Here is an 18,154-nt window from a genome sequence, read left to right on the forward strand (position 1 = left end):
CGGGCCAAGGATTGCCAAGGGGCCCGACCGAGCCGCCGTTGTGGTTACCCGCTGTGGGCGCCGGGACAGGTGGAAAGGCAGCGCGTGGAAAGGGGTGAATTGCAGCGGCTTCCTCGCTGTGGAGCCCAGTGCGCGGGTCCGCCAATCATCGATTGAAGAGCTGCCGCAGCACGTCGTTCATTGGCTGACTGTCCTGCTGTACCACCGGCGGGTCCTCCAGGGCGGGGGCGGCAGGCGAGGCCTGTGGCGCAGGCGTGGGTGGCGGCGCCGGCAGGCTGCGGCTGCGGCCGGTGCCAGCGCCGGCCCCGGCGCCGCTGGAAAGCCCCTGCTGGATCAGATTGCCGATGGCTTCGCCCAGGGGACCGCCGAGCAGATTGTTCTGTCCCGGCTGCGAACCTTGTGGATTGGCATTGCTGGTCGCGTTGCCACCGCCCGGTGCAGTGCCGCCCAACCCCAGGCCGCCCAGGATATTGCCAAGCCCAGCGCCATCGGGGCCGAACAGGCCCTTGCCCATCTCGCGCAGCTTGGCATAGGCGGCATCCGGATTGTCGAGCACGCCGGCCATGTCGGGATAGATCCGCGGCTGCGACCAGGTGCCCTGGATCATCACGGGGATGCCGAAGCCGACCGGATCGGAGGTACGGCCCTGACCCTCGGTCGTCATCATGAGCTTGGGCTCGACGCGGAAGCCCATCATCTTGGTGTCAAGGGCGATGGTGCCGGCGCCGGTGACGCGCACCAGCGGCCCGATCAGATTGAGATCGGTCGTCACCGCCTGGCCCTTGTCGATGCGGAAGGAGGCCGAGAGCTGCGACAGGTCCGTGCTCTGGTCCCGGCTGGGGTCCTGGTCTTGTTGCCAGCCGGACAGCGTGCCCGTGGTCAGCGAGCGGATCATCTGCGCAACGTTGATGCCGCGGATCGCGCCGTCCTGGAAATTGACGAAGGCCGTGCCCTGCATGTTCGCCATCAGCGCGCGCTGGCTGGTGCCGGCGCTGCGCAAAGCGAGCTTGGCCTGCAGCTTGCCGTCGATGCGGTCGAATTCGGCAAGCCCCTGGAGCAGCGGCAGCGCGCGCACGCCGACGAGGTCGGAATGCATGGCGAAGCTCGGCGCGCCGGTGGTCGCGTCCAGGATCATCTCGCCCGAGACCTGGCCGCCATAGGCGCCGAGATTGGCGGTGCCGGCCTTCAGCACACCGCCGGCGAGTTTTGCATCGAGCGCGAGCGGCGAAAGCCGCGCATCACCGATCACGGCTTCGTTCGCCGAGATCCTGACTTGCGCGTCGACATAATTAAGCCCGGAGACGTCGATCGGCGCACTGCTCCAGGGCTGCCCGGCCGCGCCCTCCGGCGATTTCGCCAGCGGAATCGCGAGCCGCTGGAAGTCGAGATCGACCTTGACCAGCGGCTTGCTCGCGATGTCGACCGAAGCCCAGCCGTTGAAGGGGCTGTCGCCGAGCCTGCCGTTCAGGCCGTTGATCATCACGATGTCGCCGCTCAGCCGGATCTCGGCGTGACCTGCGAGCTGGGACTTCAGCACGTCAGGCATGTCGATGGCGAAGTCGACCGGGATCGTCGGCCGGTCGCCCGCCGCCGTCGGCGTGGTCCCCTTGATGTCGAACTTGGTCGGATGTTCGCCGACGCGCGCGGTGCCGGTGATGTTGACTTTGCGATCGCCACCAACGATCGCCTCGGCGTTGATGGCGCTGATGCGGCCCTCGACGCGATCGCGCACGCGCGCGAATGCAATCTCGCCATCGGTGATCTTGACGCGATCGATGGTCGCGCTATTCGTGTCGAGCGCGAGCGGCTTCGACGCGGTGCCGGCATTCGGCAGGCGCTCACGCAGCAGCGGCTGGTAAAGCACGGGATGGGTGACGACGAGCTCGCTGATCTCAGGCTGGCCCGACCACACGCTGGAGAGCGACATGTCGGCCTGCACGCTGTCGACCGTCAGGCGCGTGATGCCGCTGCGGTCCTTCGGGTCTTGCAGCGTGAGGTCGCCCAGGGTGACGTTCAGCGTCGGCCACAGGCTGATCTTCGTGGTGCCGTCGATCGACAGGCGATAGCCGGTCGCGCTCTCGACCCGCGCGGCAATCGTCGAGGTCAGGAAGCCGGAGGGGATTCCGACCACCAGAAGGATTGCGATCACGATGATGACGGCGGCTATTGTCGCGCCGACGAACTTCATAGCTCTCATGTCGACTTCCCAGCGACGGACAATCGGCGGCGAACCCAGCAGATTACCGTCATTTGCACGTGAGTTTATCCCGGGACGGGAAGCGGCTCCAAGCGCGCAAAAATAGTCGGGAGGTGCTGCAAAGTTATGTGACTTATGCCACACTTCTCCGGCGCGGTTTTACGCCATCCTACGCTGATGGTTCCAAGCGATTTGCCAAAGTCATTCACGAGTAAATTGACAAGGACATTGAAATGAGCAAGCAGGCCGAATTTGCGGTCATCCTGAAGATGAACGCGATGTTCGCTGACCTCGGCGCGGACGAACTCCAGCGGCTGTCCGGTCTCTGCCACACCCAGCATCTGGCGAGCGGCGAGGTGCTGTTTCAGAAGGGCGATCCAGGAGACGCGCTGTTCGGCGTGCGCCGCGGCCAGGTCCGCATCGAGACCGGCGCCTCCGACGGCAGCCGGCTGACGCTGAACTTCATGGGGCCGGGCGACCTGTTCGGTGAGGTCGCGGTGCTGGACGGCCAGAGCCGCACGGCCGATGCGACCGCGGGCGAGGCGAGCGAATTGTTCGTGCTGCGGCGCGAGGATTTCCTCGGTTTCCTCGAGCGCGAGCCGAAGGTCGCGATCAAGATCATCGCGCTGCTCTGCCAGCGCATCCGCTGGCAGAGCGAGCGCATGGAGGAATCCATGCTGCAACCGCTGCCGGTCCGGCTGGCGCGGCGGCTCTGCGCGCTCGCCGCCGATTTCGGCTCGGAGGTGCACATCTCGCAGGAGCAGCTCGGCGTCTTCGTCGGCGCCGCCCGTGAAAGTGTCAACCGCCAGCTTCAGGCCTGGCGCAAGGAGGCAATCCTCGATCTCCAGCGCGGCCGGATATTGCTGAGGAACATGACAAAGCTGACCGCGATCGCACGGAACGAGTAGAATCAAGCGATCGGGAGTCTGCGCCGACGCACACGTTCCGGTTGATCGTGATGATGCTATCCTGGATTTCGTTCTCAGGCAGGGCAGATAAAACCTCCGCCAATCGGGCCCGGACGGCCGCTTCCGTCCAGTCGCCCCCTCGGAATAGAATGAGACTTGGGCTGTCACTTCCCGCAGTCGCGATCAGGCGAGGGCAGTCGAGATCCGCCGTGATGATCGTGCGATCCTCCTGTCTGGCACGATCGATGATCTCCACATCGCTTGCAGAATGAAAGCCTATCGCGGAAGCATGCACCGCATCATGCCCCATCTCTGTCAGCCAGTGCGACAAGTAAGGGCGAGAGGGGCATGTCGATGATGAATTTCACTTCGCCGTAACAGCGGGGTGCAGCTCGACGGATTCATCCTCAGCAAGGAAGGCCGCGTAGCGCAACGCTTCGTCGATGTCTCCACGTTCGAGATACGGGTAGTCGTTCAACACGGATTCACGTGTTTCGCCGGCAGCCAACAAGCCGAGCAGCCGTGCGACCGGAAATCGCATCCCGCGAATACAGGGCTTGCCGGTGCAGACCGCAGGATCGATCGTGATACGCGAGAAAGTCATGGGGCTAACATAGCGCCTGGAGGCGCCGTTCGCCAGTGTGCCGCCCTGGTTTGCTCGCCGGGATTTCACTCCGCCGCTGGGCGCGCGATGTTCTTCGGCGTCGGCGCCGCTTCCGCCGGCGCTGCTCCGTGATGACCGGGAGCCATCGCGTCCTCGCTGTGCACGATCAATCGCTTGGCGAAGCGCCAGATCAGTGCGCCGAAATCGTCCATCACCATGAACATCGCAGGCACGAACACCAGCGACAGGATGGTCGAGAAGATCAGGCCACCGATCACCGCGAGCGCCATCGGTGAGCGGAACTCGCCGCCGGCGCCGACCGCGAGCGCGCTCGGCATCATGCCCGCGGCCATTGCGATCGTGGTCATCACGATGGGGCGGGCGCGCTTCATGCCGGCGTCGATCATGGCCTCCTCGCGCGGCTTGCCGGTGCGAATGGCTTCGATGGCGAACTCCACCAGCATGATTGCGTTCTTGGTGACGATCCCCATCAGCATCAGGATGCCGATCCACACCGGGGTGGTGAGCTGCTTGCCGGTGACGAGCAAGGCGGCGATCGCACCGCCGATCGAGAGCGGCAGCGAGAACAGGATGGTAATCGGCTGGAGGAAAGTGCCGAACAGCAGCACCAGCACGGCGTAGACCATCATCAGGCCGGCCGTGATCGCGGTCGCAAAACCGTCGGACAGCTCGTTCAGGCTTTCGGCGTCGCCGGAGGGTGAGACTTTCACGCCTTTCGGCAGACTCTTCATCACCGGCAGGTCGTAGATCTTCTTGGTGGCATCGCCGAGCGCGGCGGAGCCGACGAGATCGGCCGCAACGGTCGCCTGCCGCTCGCGGTCGTAGCGGTTGATGCTGGTGGGGCCTTGGTCGAGCTTGACGTCGGCGATGACCGAGAGCGGCACGCCGCCCTTCTCGCCGTGCTCCCCGAGCGGGACACGGAGCTGCTCGAGCGTCTTCAGATTGCCGCGCGCGGCGTCTTCGAGCTGAACGCGGATCGGCACCAGGCGGTCGCCGACGTCGAACTTGGCGAGTGCAGGCCCGACGTCGCCGATGGTGGCGACGCGGATGGTCTGCGACAGGCTTTCGGTCGAGACGCCGAGCCGCGCGGCGAGATCGGCGCGCGGCTCGATGCGCAGCTCGGGTCGCTCCAGCGAGGTTTCCGAGATCACGTTGGAGATGGTGGGAATGCGCTTCATCTGCGTCGCAAGCTCGCTCGCGACGTTGTTGACGATGTTGGGATCCACACCGGTCACCACCAGCGAGATCGCGCGCAGGCCGTTCTCGTCGAGGAACCAGAAGCGGATGTCGGGAACGTTCTCCAGCTCCTGGCTGATCGAGAACTCGAGCTCGCGCTGGGTAATGTCGCGGCTGTCCTTGGGCGTGTAGTTGATGATCAGAGCGGCGCGCCGGACTTCCTGAGTGCCCGGCGGGACGCGCCCGCCGTCGACGAAGATGCTCTTCACCTCGGGCCGCTTGCGCAGCCGCGCGACGATGTCCTCGGTGACCTTTTCGGTGTAGGCGAGCTGAGTGCCAGGCGGCAGCTCGAGGGCAAGCAGCGAGCGGGCGCTGTCCTGCGCCGGCAGGAAGCCTTGCGGCAGCAGCGTGATGCTCCAGATCGAGGCGGCGAAGACGCCGAGCCCGATCAGCACCGTGATAAAATAGTGCTTCACCGACCAGGCCACGATCCCATGGTAGGACCGCAAGATGCGACCGGGCGGCGGCTCCACATGCGTGTGGTGCTTGAGAAAGTAGGCGGCTAGCACCGGGGTGACGAAGCGGGCCGCGAGCAGCGAGAAGAATACTTGGACCGAAACGGTAATGCCGAACTGCTTGAAGAACTGTCCGGCGATGCCCGACATGAAGCTCGCGGGTGCGAAGATCGCGATGATGGTCAGCGAGATCGCGATCACCGCGAGGCCGATCTCGTCGGCGGCCTCCAGCGCGGCACGGTAGGGCGACTTGCCCATGTTCATGTGCCGGACGATATTCTCGATCTCGACGATGGCGTCGTCGACCAGAATACCCGTCGACAGCGTGATGGCGAGAAAGCTGACGAGGTTCAGCGAGAAGCCGAGCAGGTCCATCGCCCAGAACGCCGGGAAGATCGACAACGGCAGCGAAATCGCGGCGATGATGGTCGCGCGCAGGTCGCGCAGGAACAGGAGCACAATGACGACGGCGAGGATGGCGCCTTCGAACAGGGTCGAGATCGCAGCGTGGTAATTGCCCTTGGTATATTCGACCGAGGTGTCGATCAGCTTCAGATCGACGTCGGGATAGGAGGCCTTCAGCGCGTCGATGCGCTTTTGCACGGCCTCGGCTACCTTCACGTCGCTGGCGCCCTTGGAGCGCTTGATGCCGAGCGCGACCACCGGCTCGCCGTTGAAGCGGGCGAAGGTGCGACGGTCGGCAATGGTGTCGGTGACGGTGCCAAGATCGTCGAGCCGGACCTCGCCGCCGCCGAACAGCGGGATCATTGTGCCGGCAAGATCGCCCAGCGTCTTGGCGCCGGCGAGCGTGCGGATGGCCTGGTCGTTCTTGCCGATCTCGGCGCGGCCGCCGGCGACGTCGACATTGGTGCCGCGCAGGCTCTGGCTGACATTGACCGCCGTCAGCCCCATCGCTTGCAATCGATCGGGGTCGAGCGAAACCAGGATCTCGCGCTCGACACCGCCGATGCGCTCGACCTGGGCGACGCCGCGCACACCCTGCAGCGCGCGCTTGACCACGTCGTCGACGAAATAGGAGAGCTGCTCGGGCGTCTTGCCGGGCGAGATCGCGGCATAGGTGACAATCGGCAGGCCGATGACGTCGACGCGCTGGATCAGCGGCTCAGTGACGTTCTGCGGCAGGTTGGAGCGCACGCGCGTCACCGCGTCCTTGACGTCGTTGAGCGCGCGGTCCGTGTTGGTCTCCAGCGCGAACTGGATCGTGGTGACCGACAGGCCGTCGGTGATCGAGGAGGTGATGTGCCGCACGCCCTCGACGCCGGAGACGGCGTCTTCAACCGTCTTGGTAACCTGGGATTCCAGCTCGGCAGGCGCAGCGCCGAATTGCGATACGGCGACCGAGATCACGGGAATGTCGGCCGACGGCAGCCGCGTCACCGCAAGCTTGGTGAAGGAGGTCCAGCCGAGGATCAGGAGGATGATCGAGAAGACGACCGACGGCAACGGATTGCGGATCGACCATGCCGAGATATTGAGAGCCATCAGCGTACCCGCGTGCGATCGAGTTCATCGGCGAACATGGTTTTGATCTGGTCGCCATCATGGAGCGAAGAGCCGGCGTCGGCGACAACGATTTCGCCGACCTCGAGCCCTTCCAGGATTTCCGTCGCGCTGTCGGACGATAGTCCGACCCGCACCTTGCGCGTCTCGACAATGTTGCCCTTGACGACTTGCACGGTGAGATGGTCGATCGCGGTCTTGGGAATCGAGACGCCGCAGCTTCGCTTGGCATCGATCGAGGCGCGGGCGAATACGCCGACCTTCAGCGAGGGATTGTTGGTGACGCTGATGCGGACGCGCCCGAGCTGGGTCGTGCGGTCGATTTCGGGCGCAACCAGCCGGACCCGGCCGATCAGATCGGGCGCGTCGTCGCGGCTGATGCGCACGGTCGCGCCGGAGCTGAGCTTGGGCATGTGAACCGCCGGGACCTGGGCGTCGAGCTCGATCTCGCTGTTGACGGCGATGCGGAACATCGGCCCGGCCTGCGGCGAGGCCGGCGCGCCGACGATGGTGCGGACCTCGGTGATGAGGCCCGGCGCGGGCGCCTTCAGCGAGATCGGGCCTTGCGGGCCGGGCCGCTGCGGTTGGCCCGGGATCTGCGGCGGCGCGGTCAGGCGGGCCAGTTCCTGATTATCGGTGACAACAGTGCCTTCGGTGACGAAGAGGTCCGTAACCCGAGAGCCTTCCTGGTCGGCCACGACCACGGCCTCGCGGCGCGGCACGAAGAAGCCGGTCACCCGCACGAGATCGGAGAAGCAGGCATTGGTCGACTTCGTCACGATGACGAGCGCCTCGCCCGGCGTTTCCTTCGCCTCAGGGCGATGCCGATGCTCAAACAGATAATAGCCGAGGCCGAGCGCCACGACGAACACCACCGTTCCCGCCGGCTTGAGATATTCGGAAAGGTTCATCGCCGGATCATCCTGGCCTGGCTCACGGCCGTCCGTACGAGGCCTATCGAGAGCGTTTCCCTGAAATAAAGTGGCGTCCCGCAAGGCTGCGGGACGCGCCCTGGAAGCGAGACGTTACACCACATCACGACTTGTCACTGCAAAGGATTGCGTCGTGCTTACTTGGATGCGGTGGTCTTGTTTTCCATGTTGACGACCTGCACGCGGCGGTTGACCTCCGCCATCGGCTGGTTCGGATCCTTCAGCTTGCTCTTGCCGTAGCCGACGGTGACGAGGTCGGTCGCGGAGATGCCGTACTTGTCGACGAGGTAGCGCTTAATCGAATCGGCGCGGCGCTCCGACAAGTCCTGGTTGTAGGCTTCGCCGCCTGCGGCATCGGTGTGACCGGCGACCACGAAGGTCGAGCCCTTGAGGTCGGGGCTCGTCAGCGCCCGGCCGAGCGCCTGCACGGACGGCATGGACTTGGCGCTGATATTGGCGGAGTTGTAGTCGAACGTGATCTCGAGATCGATGTTCGGCTTGTCCTTGGCGACCGAGGCGATTTCCTCGCGCTCGGTCGACGACAGCGAACGCGTCGAGCGGCCACGCACGGACTGGATCAGCTTGGTCTCCGCCGCGTTCGGCGCGGGATCGGCCTGCGGAGCGATCGAGAGGCCGCGCGTCAAAGGCTTCTTTGCCGGCGGCGCGAGCGCGCGGACGATCTCGTCCTCGGTGACGTTCTTGCTGTTGCTTTCGTCGCCCGCGACGGCGGGCGAAGCCGGCAGCGACAGAGCGGCGCCGATGGTGATGATGGACAGGATCGCGGTAAGTCCCTTTGCAGCCAATCTCATAGCAGTCCCTCCTGCGCGGCCAGCTCGCGCGTTTCCAAATTCCTGCAATAAGCCCTCGGGAAAGCCCCCTTGCGGCATCCGCCCATTAGTCTTCCCTGGGCTGTTCAAGGTTCGAGGCGCGTCTTCCCTCAACTCAAAAAAATATCAACGCACTCCGTAACTTGCGAATTCCTGAACGATGTTCGGATCCATCGCCTTGGCATTGGCGATGTCGAGCGCACCTTCCTGGGCGGAGCCGTTGCGCTGCTTGGCAAGGCCGCGTCCGTAGAGCGAGGAGGTCAGGCGGGGATTGATCTTCAGGGCCGCGTCGAAATCGGCGATGGCGTTCTTGACCGCTCCCGATTTCAGGTTGACGAGCCCGCGGCTGTCCAACGCATCGACGAAGTTCGGCCGCAGCCGCAGCGCCTCGTTGCAATCCTTGAGTGCGCCCTGAAGGTCGCCGACCACGGCGCGGGTCCAGCAGCGGTTGTTCAGCGCCTCGACGTCCTTCGCGTTGATGCGGAGCGTATCGTCGAAATCCTTGATGGCGAGGTTGTAGGCGCCCTTGCTGGCATAGACCTGGCCGCGCCGGTACAGCGCGTTCACGTCGTCCGGATTGGCGGCAATCTTGGCTGTCAGGCTCTTGATCGTGGGGTCGTCAGCCAGGACGGCGGGGCTCGGCCCGCCGTCCGCGTTCGGCGCGGGAGCGGGATCAGCCGGCTTCGCGGGCGGCGGCGGTGGCGGCAGGGCGGCCTCGACCTGCGGCTTCGGCGAGGGTGCCGGTGCAGAAGGAGGGGGTGGTGCAGGCGCCGCAACCGTGTCGGCCGGCTTCGTCGGCGGAGGCGGTGTCGGCGGCGCGGGTGATGCCGGCGGCGGGTTGTTGGCGACCACGGCCGGCGGCGCCGGTGGTGGCGTCGTCGACGGCCGCGATCCGCCGGCCCCCGGAATGAACGAGAAATCTTCAGCCAATGAAGAGGATATCCATGGAACCTGCTCGCCGCGCGAGGCGCGGGTAACGCCCATCTTGGTGCGGTTCAGCGTCTCCTCGGCCATTAGGTCGGGGACGCGAATTTCCTTCAGCAGCTCCTGGACGAACAGGCTGTGCTCGCCGCCGGCATCCGAGACCACCGAGGCCAGCGCCGCCGAATACATCACCAGGGTGCCATTCGGCGCGATGACCGGGGTCAGGCCGGCCGAGAAGCTGCGGAACCGGCGCTCGAACGGGTTGCGCCTGGAGGCATCGATCAGCGCGATCTTGACACCGGCACCGCGGGTGTTGAGCTCGCCAAGCACGCTCTCCAGGCTGAAACCGTCGCGGCGCACGTCGGATTCGGTCCAGATCTGCGCATCGACCGGCAGCAAATAGCTTTGACGCGCGGACTGGATGCCGAACCCGCTGAAGAACACCAGCGCCACCGAACCCGGCTTGATCTTACCGTAGAGCTTCTCGAAGGCGCGGCGCATGCCGTCGCCGGTCAGGTTCTCGCCGATCTCGACGGAAAAGCCGTCGCGCTTGAGCTCGTCGGCGACGTCGCGCGCATCGTTTATCGGTTCCTTCAACGGGGCATCCGCATCCGGATATTTGGCGTTGCCGATCACCAGCGCAAAGCGGTCGCCAGCCGCAAGCGTCGGAGCAGTCGGGATAAGCGAGATGAGCAGGGGCAGCAGAAAAAGGAAGCGAATTTTCATAATCAGCGCGGTCCAGCCAAAAAGGCGCCGTTCCAGCTTGCGCCGCGGCGACCTTAACTTACGCTTTAGGCATTATCAAACCGGGGACAGGGGGCGTCAACCGCTTGGACATTCGGCTTTATTGCGACGATCGACCCAAAGGCATAGGCACGCTTCGAGTGGAATAAAGGGGGCTGTCATGGTTGTGCTCGATGCATCTGGTGCGATCCTATCTGCGGGATGTTAGGGCAGCCAGGGCGACGAAAATGTGATTGCTCTCACATTGCAGGACCGCGGCCGTCGCAACCCCAGGTGTTTGACCTTTGCTGCGGACAATGGCTTGGTGCGCCGGCTCGTCCCGCAGGTCCACTCAGAAAAAAACAAAGAGCAGAGGCATGGGAAACGTCTACGAGATCTACGCACTGCGCTATGCGACGATGTCGCCGCGCACTCCTCACATGAACTTCCTCGTGCCCGACCCGCATGACAGCGCGGCACAGGACCTCGATTACTTCGTCTGGCTGATCCGCGGCGGCGACCGCGACATCCTGGTCGATACCGGCTTCAACGCCGAGGAGGCGAGCGCGCGGGCACGCAAGCTGACGCTCAATCCTGTTGACGCGCTGGAGCGCTTTGGTGTCGCCGCGGCCGCGATTCGCGATGTCATCGTGACGCATCTGCATTACGACCATGCCGGCAATCTCGATCGCTTCCCGCATGCGCGCTTCCATCTCCAGGAGCGCGAGATGGCTTACGCGACCGGCCGCTGCATGTGCAATGGCCTCTTGCGCCATCCGTTCTCGGTCGAGCACGTCACGCAGATGGTGCGCCATGTCTATGGCGAGCGCGTTACGTTTTATTCGGGCGACGGCGAGGTCGCGCCCGGCGTGACCGTGCATCGGGTCGGCGGCCATTCCGACGGCTTGCAGGTCGTCAGGGTCGAGACCGCGCGCGGACCGGTGGTGCTGGCGTCCGATGCCGCGCATTACTACGCCAATCTTCAGCGCAAGAGCCCATTCCCGATCGTCTACAATGTCGGCGACATGGCGCAAGGCTGGGAGACGATCGAGCGCCTCGCCGGTCACCCTGATCGATTCATTCCCGGTCATGATCCGATCGTGACGGAGATCTATCCACGCGCCAGCGACAAGATCGATGCCTGGGCGCTGCACCTGCCGCCGACGAGATCGTTTGCGAAGTGACGCGGTAGCGTCATTCCGGGTTCGCCGCTGTCGCGGCGCCCCGGAATGACAGCATCGCCTAATACGCCTGCTTGGCGTCCGCCTCTTCGCTGGTCTGGATCAGGTCGAGGCTCTCTTCGATCTTGCCGAGCAAAGCCGAGAGCTGCTTGCGCTCCTGCGCGGAAAGGCAGGCGAGGATCTCGTCTTCCCGTCGCAGCAATTGCGGGAACAGCTCTTCATAGAGCGCGCGGCCCTTCTTCGTCAGTTGCAGGCGAAATTCGCGGCGATCGGCTTCGTTCTCGACCCGCTCGATCAAGCCCTGCTGCAGCAGCGTCGTCACCGCACGGCTGATGGTCGATTTGTGCGTGCGGGTGCATTGCGAGATGAATTGCGCGCTACAGGCATCGTTGCGAAAGCCGAGCGTGGCGATCACGCGCCACGCCGGAATATCGAGGCCATGCCGTTCCTGATATTCCACCGCGAGCGCGGAACTCACCTCCGCGGCGAGCCGGTTGAGGCGGAACGGCACGAACTTGAACAGATCGAGCCGAGGCTTTGGCCGCGATGAAGCCTCTTCGGCTTCGCGTGTCCTCAGCGCGATGTCACTGGATGTCCTTGCCAAGCAGAGCGCTCCGAATTCGGTTGACGGCCGGCCGGCTCCGGTCCAAAATAGTTGCACGTGAGACTATCTAGCAGATCAGTCCTCTCCTGACCAGAGCCGAGGTTAGTGCATGGCGCACGCCAAATCCCAGTTCGGCTACCAACGCCACCCCGATCAGGATCGTTCGGGCCAGGACCCGGCCGCGCATCCGGTCGTGGTCGTCGGTGCGGGTCCGGTCGGGCTGTCGCTGGCGATAGACCTTGCCCAACGCGGCCAGCGCGTCGTTCTTCTTGATGATGCCGATCGTATCGGCGAAGGCTCGCGCGCGATCTGCTTCTCCAAGCGTTCGCTGGAATATTGGGACCGGCTCGGAGTCGGCGACCGCATGGTCGAGAAGGGCGTGGTCTGGAGCGTCGGCCGGATCTTCCACGGCGAGTCGCAGCTCTATCAGTTCAACCTGCTGCCCGAGGACGGTCACAAGCGGCCGGCTTTCATCAACCTTCAGCAATATTACGCCGAAGCCTATCTGGTCGATCGTATCCAGGATCTGCCTGCGATCGACCTGCGCTGGCGCAACAAGGTGACGGCGCTGGAGCAGCGCAACGATGCCGTCGCGCTGACGATCGAAACGCCCGAGGGCGCCTATCGGCTGCACGCGCAATATGTCATTGCCTGCGACGGCGCGCGCTCCTCGCTGCGGCAGATGGTCGGCGCCGAATTCGCGGGACAGGTGTTCGAGGACCAGTTCCTGATTGCCGACGTCAAGATGACCGCGGAATTCCCGACTGAACGCTGGTTCTGGTTCGATCCGCCGTTCCATGCCGGACGTTCGGCGCTCTTGCACCGGCAGCCTGATGATGTCTGGCGCATCGATCTCCAGCTCAATCGCGACGCCGATCCCGTCGTCGAGAAGAAGCCGGAAAACGTGCGGCCGCGCATCGCGCGCATGCTCGGGCACGACAAGTTCGAGTTCGAGTGGATCTCGCTGTATAAATTTCAATGCCGGCGGATGGACCGGTTCATCCACGGCCGCGTGATTTTTGCCGGCGATTCCGCTCACCAGGTCTCGCCCTTCGGCGCACGCGGCGCGAACTCGGGACTCGAGGACGCCGAGAATCTCTCCTGGAAGCTCGACCGTGTGCTGCGCGGGACTTCGCCCGCGAGCCTGCTCGAGAGCTATCATGCCGAGCGCAGCATGGCGGCTGACGAGAACATCCGCGAATCCACCCGCTCGACCGATTTCATGGCGCCGAACTCGCACCAGGAAGCGCGGCTGCGCAAGGCGGTGCTGTCGCTCGCCAAGGAGACCGAGTTCGGCAAGCGCATGGTCAATGGCGGCCGGCTCTCGGTGCCGTGCAGCTACGACTCCCCGCTGTCCTCGCTCGATGCGGATACGTGGCACGGCGGACCGTCGCCCGGCTGTTCCATGCTCGACGCGCCCGTCGCAACGCGCGCCGGCGAGCAGATCTATCTGACGGATGCCTTCCGCAAGGGTGGAACGGACTTCACCTTGCTGTCGTTCAGCAATGGCGCGCCGACCGATGTGCCCGATGGCATCAAGGGCATCCGCATTGGAGATGAGGGCGGACTTGCCGATCCCTCGGGCCTGGTCGCGAAACGCTACGGCGCCGAGCCGGGCGCCGCCTATCTGCTGAGGCCTGACGGTTATGTCGCGGCGCGCTTCCGCCGCCCGACGCGTGCGATGATCGCGGCGGCGCTGGCGCGGGCCGAAGGCTTGTATTGAGGTTCTGATGCCGCTCTCCACCAGTTCCAACTTCGCGCGCCCCGACGATGCCTTTCGCGCCATCGTCGAGGCCCATCGCGGGCTCACCGACGAGCAGAGTGCCGATTTCGACGCGGCGCTGGTGCTGATCCTCGCCAACCATATCGGCGACATCGACGTGCTGCGGGAGGCGATCGGGCTTGCAAAGCGGCGCATGATCGACGGCCAGCAGCAACAACAGCAACAACAATAACCCAGTGACTTGAAGGACGAATTGATGGCGAAGAACTTCGCATCCACCGGCGATCTCTCCGAGAAGAAGATCACCTTCTCCGAGATCGGTACCGATCTCTATGCGTTCACCGCCGAGGGCGATCCCAACACCGCAATCATCGTCGGCGACGACGGCTGTCTCGTGTTCGATGCGCAGGCGACGCCCGCAATGGCGAACAAGGTGATCGAGCGCGTGCGCACCGTGACCGACAAGCCGATCAAATATGTCGTGCTGTCGCACTATCACGCGGTGCGCGTGCTTGGCGCCTCCGCCTACAAGGCGCAAGGCATCGTCGCCTCGCAGGAGACCTATCGGCTGATCGAAGAGCGCGGCAAGCAGGATTGGGATTCCGAATACGGCCGCTTCCCGCGCCTGTTCCAGGATGCGCAGAGCATTCCAGGCCTGACCTGGCCGACCCTGACCTTCGAGGGCGAGATGTCGATCTATCTCGGCAAACGCGAGGTGCGCCTGATCCAGTTAGGTGCCGGCCACACCTCCGGCGACATCGTCGCCTGGGTGCCGGACGCCGAGGTGATGTTTTCCGGCGATCTCATCGAATATCACTCGGCCTGCTATTGCGGTGATGCGCATTTGCGCGAATGGCCGCTGACGCTGAACGAGATCCGCAACTTCAATCCCAAGGCGATCGCGCCGGGCCGCGGTGATGCCCTGAAGGGCACAGCCACCGTGCGCGAGGCCATCGCGATGACGCGTGATTTCGTCACAACGCTTTATGGGGCCGCGGAGATCTCCGTCGCCAAGGGGCGCACGCTGAAGGAGACGATGGCGGCGACGCGCGAGGTGATGGATCCGAAATTTTCGAGCTTCGCCATCTACGAGCACTGCCTGCCGTTCAACGTGTCGCGCGCCTATGACGAAGCGTCGGGAATCGACGATCCTGTGATCTGGACCGACAAGCGCGACCAGGAAATGTGGGCAGCGCTGCAAGGAGGAGGATAGTCATGAACATCAACACCTCGCCCGATCAGATCATCCGCAGTTCCGCGCAGGTGACGCCGGGCTACATGTCCGGCTTCGGCAACAGCTTTGAGACCGAGGCGCTGCCGGGCGCGCTGCCGATTGGACGTAATTCGCCGCAGCGCTGCGCCTACGGGCTCTATGCCGAGCAGCTCTCCGGCTCGCCCTTCACGGCGCCCCGCGGCAGCAATGAGCGCTCCTGGCTTTATCGCATTCGTCCGTCGGTGAAGCATTCCGGCCGCTTCGAGAAGATCGATGCCGGGCTGTGGCGCTCGGCGCCGTGCCATGAATACGATCTGCCGATCGCGCAGCTGCGCTGGGATCCGGCACCGATTCCGCAGGAGGAGATGACCTTCCTGCAGGGCGTGCAGACCATGACGACCGCCGGCGACGTCAACACGCAGGCCGGCATGGCGGCGCATGTCTACCTCATCACCAAGTCGATGGTGGACCAGCACTTCTATGATGCCGACGGCGAGCTGATGTTCGTACTTCAGCAGGGCAATCTGCGTATCGTCACCGAGTTTGGCTGCATCGATGCCGAGCCCGGCGAGATCGTGGTGATCCCGCGCGGCGTCAAGTTCCGCGTCGAGATCCCGAACGGTCCGGCGCGCGGCTATCTCTGCGAGAACTATGGCGGCGCTTTCACACTGCCGGAGCGCGGCCCGATCGGCGCCAACTGCCTCGCCAATGCGCGCGACTTCCTCACGCCGGTCGCAAACTACGAGGACAAGGACACGCCGACCGAGCTCTACGTGAAATGGGGCGGCTCGCTGTTCAAGACGCAGCTCGCCCATTCGCCGATCGACGTCGTGGCCTGGCACGGCAATTACGCGCCGTACAAGTACGATCTGCGCACGTTCTCTCCCGTAGGCGCGATCAGCTTCGACCATCCCGACCCCTCGATCTTCACGGTGCTGACCTCACCATCCGAGACCGCGGGCACCGCGAATATCGACTTCGTGATCTTCCCCGAGCGCTGGATGATCGCCGAGAACACCTTCCGCCCGCCCTGGTATCACATGAACATCATGAGCGAATTCATGGGGCTGATCTACGGCGTCTACGATGCCAAGCCGCAAGGCTTCGTCCCCGGCGGCATCAGCCTGCACAATTGCATGCTGCCGCACGGGCCGGATCGCGACGCCTTCGAGCACGCCAGCAACGGCGAGCTGAAACCCGTGAAGCTGACCGGCACCATGGCCTTCATGTTCGAAACCCGCTACCCGCAGCGCGTCACTGCGCATGCGGCGAAGTCGTCGACGCTCCAGGACGATTACGCCGATTGCTGGAAGGGCCTGGAGAAGCGGTTCGATCCGAACACGCCGTAATGCCTCTTACCCTCCCCTGGAGGGGGAGGGTCGCTACGCATGCAGCGAAGCGGAATGCGTAGCGGGGTGGGGTGACGGTCTCTCCGCAAGGAACACCGCCCGTGTTGAGAGATCACCCCACCCCGTCTCATATTTCGCTGCGCTCAATATGAGCCGACCCTCCCCCTCCAGGGGAGGGTGACACCGTCACCGCTGCGCCACGGAAAACCTATGCCTCACCCCAACGAACCCAGCCTCCGCTCCTTTATCGACATCGAGCCCGCCTCGGACTTTCCGATCCAGAACCTGCCGTATGGTGTGTTCTCGACTGCGGCCAATCCGACGCCGCGCGTGGGCGTCGCGATCGGCAACTACGTGCTCGATCTCTGGGAGCTCGAGCAGGACTCGCGGCTCGATATCAGTCCACTCGGCGTGTTCTCCGGAGCCTCGCTCAATCCGTTCATGGCGCTGGGACCAAACGTCTGGTCCAAGACGCGGGCGCGGATCAGTGAGCTCCTGCGCCACGATCATCCGGAGCTGCGCGACAACGAGGAGCTGCGCAAGCAGGCGCTCGTGCCGATGCGCGATGCAAAACTGCATCTGCCCTTCACCGTCTCCGGCTACACCGACTTCTATTCCTCCAAGGAGCACGCCACGAATGTCGGCGTGATGTTCCGTGGCAAGGACAATGCGCTCCAGCCGAACTGGCTACATATGCCGATCGCTTATAATGGCCGAGCCTCGACCGTCGTGGTGTCAGGCACGAAGGTGAAGCGCCCGCGGGGGCAGCTGAAGCCGCCGAATGTGGACTTGCCGAGCTTCGCGCCGTGCAAGCGGCTCGACTTCGAGCTGGAGATGGGCGTCGTCGTTGGCCAGCCGTCGCCGATGGGCGGCATGCTCACCGAGAGCCAGGCCGAGGAGATGATCTTCGGGTTCGTGCTGCTCAACGACTGGAGCGCGCGCGATATCCAGCAATGGGAATATGTGCCGCTTGGCCCGTTCCTGGCAAAAGCATTCGCAACCTCGATCAGCCCATGGGTCGTGACGCGCGAAGCGTTGGAGCCATTCCGGCTGAAGGGGCCGGAGCAGGAGCCGGCGCCGCTCGATTATCTCAAGCAGAGCAAGCCGCAGAACTACGACATCGCGCTCGACGTGTCCTTGCGCACCGCCGGTGCCAACGCCCCCGCCAGCATCAGCCGCACCAATTTCAAGTACATGTACTGGTCGTCGGTGCAGCAGCTCATGCACCACGCCTCCAGCGGTTGCGCCATGAACGTCGGCGATCTCCTTGGGAGCGGCACCATCTCCGGCCCGGAGAAGAACCAGCGCGGCAGCCTCTTGGAAATCAGCTGGAACGGCACCGAGCCCGTGGAATTGCCCGGCGGCGCCAAACGCTCCTTCCTGGAGGACGGCGATTCTCTCGTCATGCGCGGTTGGTGCCAGGGCAATGGCTATCGCGTGGGGTTTGGCGAAGTGGAGGGGACGATTCTGGCGGCGGAATAACTGGGGAGCGTGGCGCGAGGCTCTATCCACATTCTCCGTCATTGCGAGCCAACGGGTCCGCGCGAAGCGCGGCCCGATGACAGGCTCCGCGAAGCAATCCAGAATCTTTCCATGGCGGCAGTCTGGATTGCTTCGTCGCAAGGGCTCCTCGCAATTGTCGATGTTCAATAATTCGCTGATTGGATCGCGGTGGTCTTGGTAGCGGCGAAGGCCTTGGGAGTTTGTCCTGCCAAGGCCTGATGGGGTCTGTGGTT

At 64.3% G+C, this 18,154-nt stretch carries 14 protein-coding genes; 7 read left to right on the plus strand and 7 right to left on the minus strand.

The window, feature by feature from the left end; translation table 11 throughout:
• Window positions 1-145: 145 nt before the first annotated feature.
• Window positions 146-2,197, minus strand: coding sequence for an AsmA family protein (locus tag IVA92_RS07615; RefSeq protein WP_247278654.1), 2,052 nt, complete (start codon window positions 2,195-2,197; stop codon window positions 146-148).
• A gap of 233 nt (window positions 2,198-2,430) precedes the next feature.
• On the opposite strand from IVA92_RS07615, the gene IVA92_RS07620 reads away from it, so the two are divergent.
• The gene (locus tag IVA92_RS07620; RefSeq protein WP_247278655.1) at window positions 2,431-3,105 is read left to right on the plus strand and encodes a Crp/Fnr family transcriptional regulator; all 675 of its coding nucleotides are present in this window, start codon (window positions 2,431-2,433) and stop codon (window positions 3,103-3,105) included.
• A gap of 364 nt (window positions 3,106-3,469) precedes the next feature.
• On the opposite strand, the gene IVA92_RS07625 is transcribed toward IVA92_RS07620, so the two are convergent.
• The 5 genes from IVA92_RS07625 to IVA92_RS07645 all read right to left on the minus strand — a co-directional run bounded on the left by IVA92_RS07625 (window position 3,470) and on the right by IVA92_RS07645 (window position 10,351).
• Window positions 3,470-3,709, minus strand: coding sequence for a DUF433 domain-containing protein (locus tag IVA92_RS07625; protein ID WP_247278656.1), 240 nt, complete (start codon window positions 3,707-3,709; stop codon window positions 3,470-3,472).
• A 65-nt stretch (window positions 3,710-3,774) separates the two neighbouring features.
• Complete coding sequence (locus IVA92_RS07630) at window positions 3,775-6,924, minus strand: efflux RND transporter permease subunit (RefSeq protein ID WP_247278657.1); 3,150 nt, start codon at window positions 6,922-6,924, stop codon at window positions 3,775-3,777.
• Complete coding sequence (locus IVA92_RS07635) at window positions 6,924-7,853, minus strand: efflux RND transporter periplasmic adaptor subunit (protein WP_247278658.1); 930 nt, start codon at window positions 7,851-7,853, stop codon at window positions 6,924-6,926. The genes IVA92_RS07630 and IVA92_RS07635 overlap by 1 nt, the downstream gene beginning before the upstream one ends.
• Window positions 7,854-8,011: 158 nt before the next feature.
• Window positions 8,012-8,683 (minus strand): OmpA family protein, encoded by a 672-nt coding sequence (locus IVA92_RS07640; RefSeq protein WP_247278659.1) that lies wholly within the window; start codon window positions 8,681-8,683, stop codon window positions 8,012-8,014.
• 144 nt (window positions 8,684-8,827) lie between these two features.
• Window positions 8,828-10,351, minus strand: coding sequence for a caspase family protein (locus IVA92_RS07645; RefSeq protein ID WP_247278660.1), 1,524 nt, complete (start codon window positions 10,349-10,351; stop codon window positions 8,828-8,830).
• Between the two features lie 374 nt (window positions 10,352-10,725).
• On the opposite strand from IVA92_RS07645, the gene IVA92_RS07650 reads away from it, so the two are divergent.
• Entirely contained in the window at window positions 10,726-11,532 is an 807-nt protein-coding gene (locus IVA92_RS07650; RefSeq protein WP_247278661.1) for an N-acyl homoserine lactonase family protein, read from the plus strand.
• Window positions 11,533-11,590: 58 nt separating this feature from the next.
• On the opposite strand, the gene IVA92_RS07655 is transcribed toward IVA92_RS07650, so the two are convergent.
• Complete coding sequence (locus IVA92_RS07655) at window positions 11,591-12,133, minus strand: MarR family transcriptional regulator (RefSeq protein ID WP_247278662.1); 543 nt, start codon at window positions 12,131-12,133, stop codon at window positions 11,591-11,593.
• Between the two features lie 109 nt (window positions 12,134-12,242).
• On the opposite strand from IVA92_RS07655, the gene IVA92_RS07660 reads away from it, so the two are divergent.
• The 5 genes from IVA92_RS07660 (at window position 12,243) to fahA (ending at window position 17,900) form a co-directional block, all read left to right on the plus strand.
• Entirely contained in the window at window positions 12,243-13,856 is a 1,614-nt protein-coding gene (locus tag IVA92_RS07660; RefSeq protein WP_247278663.1) for an FAD-dependent oxidoreductase, read from the plus strand.
• Between the two features lie 7 nt (window positions 13,857-13,863).
• Window positions 13,864-14,088, plus strand: a complete 225-nt coding sequence (locus tag IVA92_RS07665; RefSeq protein WP_131874472.1) for a DUF2783 domain-containing protein — start codon at window positions 13,864-13,866, stop codon at window positions 14,086-14,088.
• 24 nt (window positions 14,089-14,112) lie between these two features.
• Window positions 14,113-15,069, plus strand: coding sequence for an MBL fold metallo-hydrolase (locus IVA92_RS07670; RefSeq protein WP_247278664.1), 957 nt, complete (start codon window positions 14,113-14,115; stop codon window positions 15,067-15,069).
• A gap of 2 nt (window positions 15,070-15,071) precedes the next feature.
• The gene (hmgA, locus tag IVA92_RS07675; RefSeq protein ID WP_247278665.1) at window positions 15,072-16,418 is read left to right on the plus strand and encodes a homogentisate 1,2-dioxygenase; all 1,347 of its coding nucleotides are present in this window, start codon (window positions 15,072-15,074) and stop codon (window positions 16,416-16,418) included.
• 210 nt (window positions 16,419-16,628) lie between these two features.
• On the plus strand, window positions 16,629-17,900 hold the full coding sequence (fahA, locus tag IVA92_RS07680; RefSeq protein WP_247278666.1) for a fumarylacetoacetase: 1,272 nt from the start codon (window positions 16,629-16,631) through the stop codon (window positions 17,898-17,900).
• Window positions 17,901-18,154: the final 254 nt, after the last annotated feature.

Source organism: Bradyrhizobium sp. 154 (assembly GCF_023073875.1).
GTDB lineage: Bacteria > Pseudomonadota > Alphaproteobacteria > Rhizobiales > Xanthobacteraceae > Bradyrhizobium.

Bases quoted from the DNA above. Each gene is read 5' to 3' on its own strand.
- IVA92_RS07635 (WP_247278658.1), bottom strand. From the start codon at position 7,853: ATGAACCTTTCCGAATATCTCAAGCCGGCGGGAACGGTGGTGTTCGTC.
- hmgA (WP_247278665.1), top strand. From the start codon at position 15,072: ATGAACATCAACACCTCGCCCGATCAGATCATCCGCAGTTCCGCGCAG.
- IVA92_RS07630 (WP_247278657.1), bottom strand. From the start codon at position 6,924: ATGGCTCTCAATATCTCGGCATGGTCGATCCGCAATCCGTTGCCGTCG.
- IVA92_RS07665 (WP_131874472.1), top strand. From the start codon at position 13,864: ATGCCGCTCTCCACCAGTTCCAACTTCGCGCGCCCCGACGATGCCTTT.
- IVA92_RS07615 (WP_247278654.1), bottom strand. From the start codon at position 2,197: ATGAGAGCTATGAAGTTCGTCGGCGCGACAATAGCCGCCGTCATCATC.
- fahA (WP_247278666.1), top strand. From the start codon at position 16,629: ATGCCTCACCCCAACGAACCCAGCCTCCGCTCCTTTATCGACATCGAG.
- IVA92_RS07660 (WP_247278663.1), top strand. From the start codon at position 12,243: ATGGCGCACGCCAAATCCCAGTTCGGCTACCAACGCCACCCCGATCAG.
- IVA92_RS07625 (WP_247278656.1), bottom strand. From the start codon at position 3,709: ATGACTTTCTCGCGTATCACGATCGATCCTGCGGTCTGCACCGGCAAG.
- IVA92_RS07645 (WP_247278660.1), bottom strand. From the start codon at position 10,351: ATGAAAATTCGCTTCCTTTTTCTGCTGCCCCTGCTCATCTCGCTTATC.
- IVA92_RS07620 (WP_247278655.1), top strand. From the start codon at position 2,431: ATGAGCAAGCAGGCCGAATTTGCGGTCATCCTGAAGATGAACGCGATG.
- IVA92_RS07650 (WP_247278661.1), top strand. From the start codon at position 10,726: ATGGGAAACGTCTACGAGATCTACGCACTGCGCTATGCGACGATGTCG.
- IVA92_RS07670 (WP_247278664.1), top strand. From the start codon at position 14,113: ATGGCGAAGAACTTCGCATCCACCGGCGATCTCTCCGAGAAGAAGATC.
- IVA92_RS07640 (WP_247278659.1), bottom strand. From the start codon at position 8,683: ATGAGATTGGCTGCAAAGGGACTTACCGCGATCCTGTCCATCATCACC.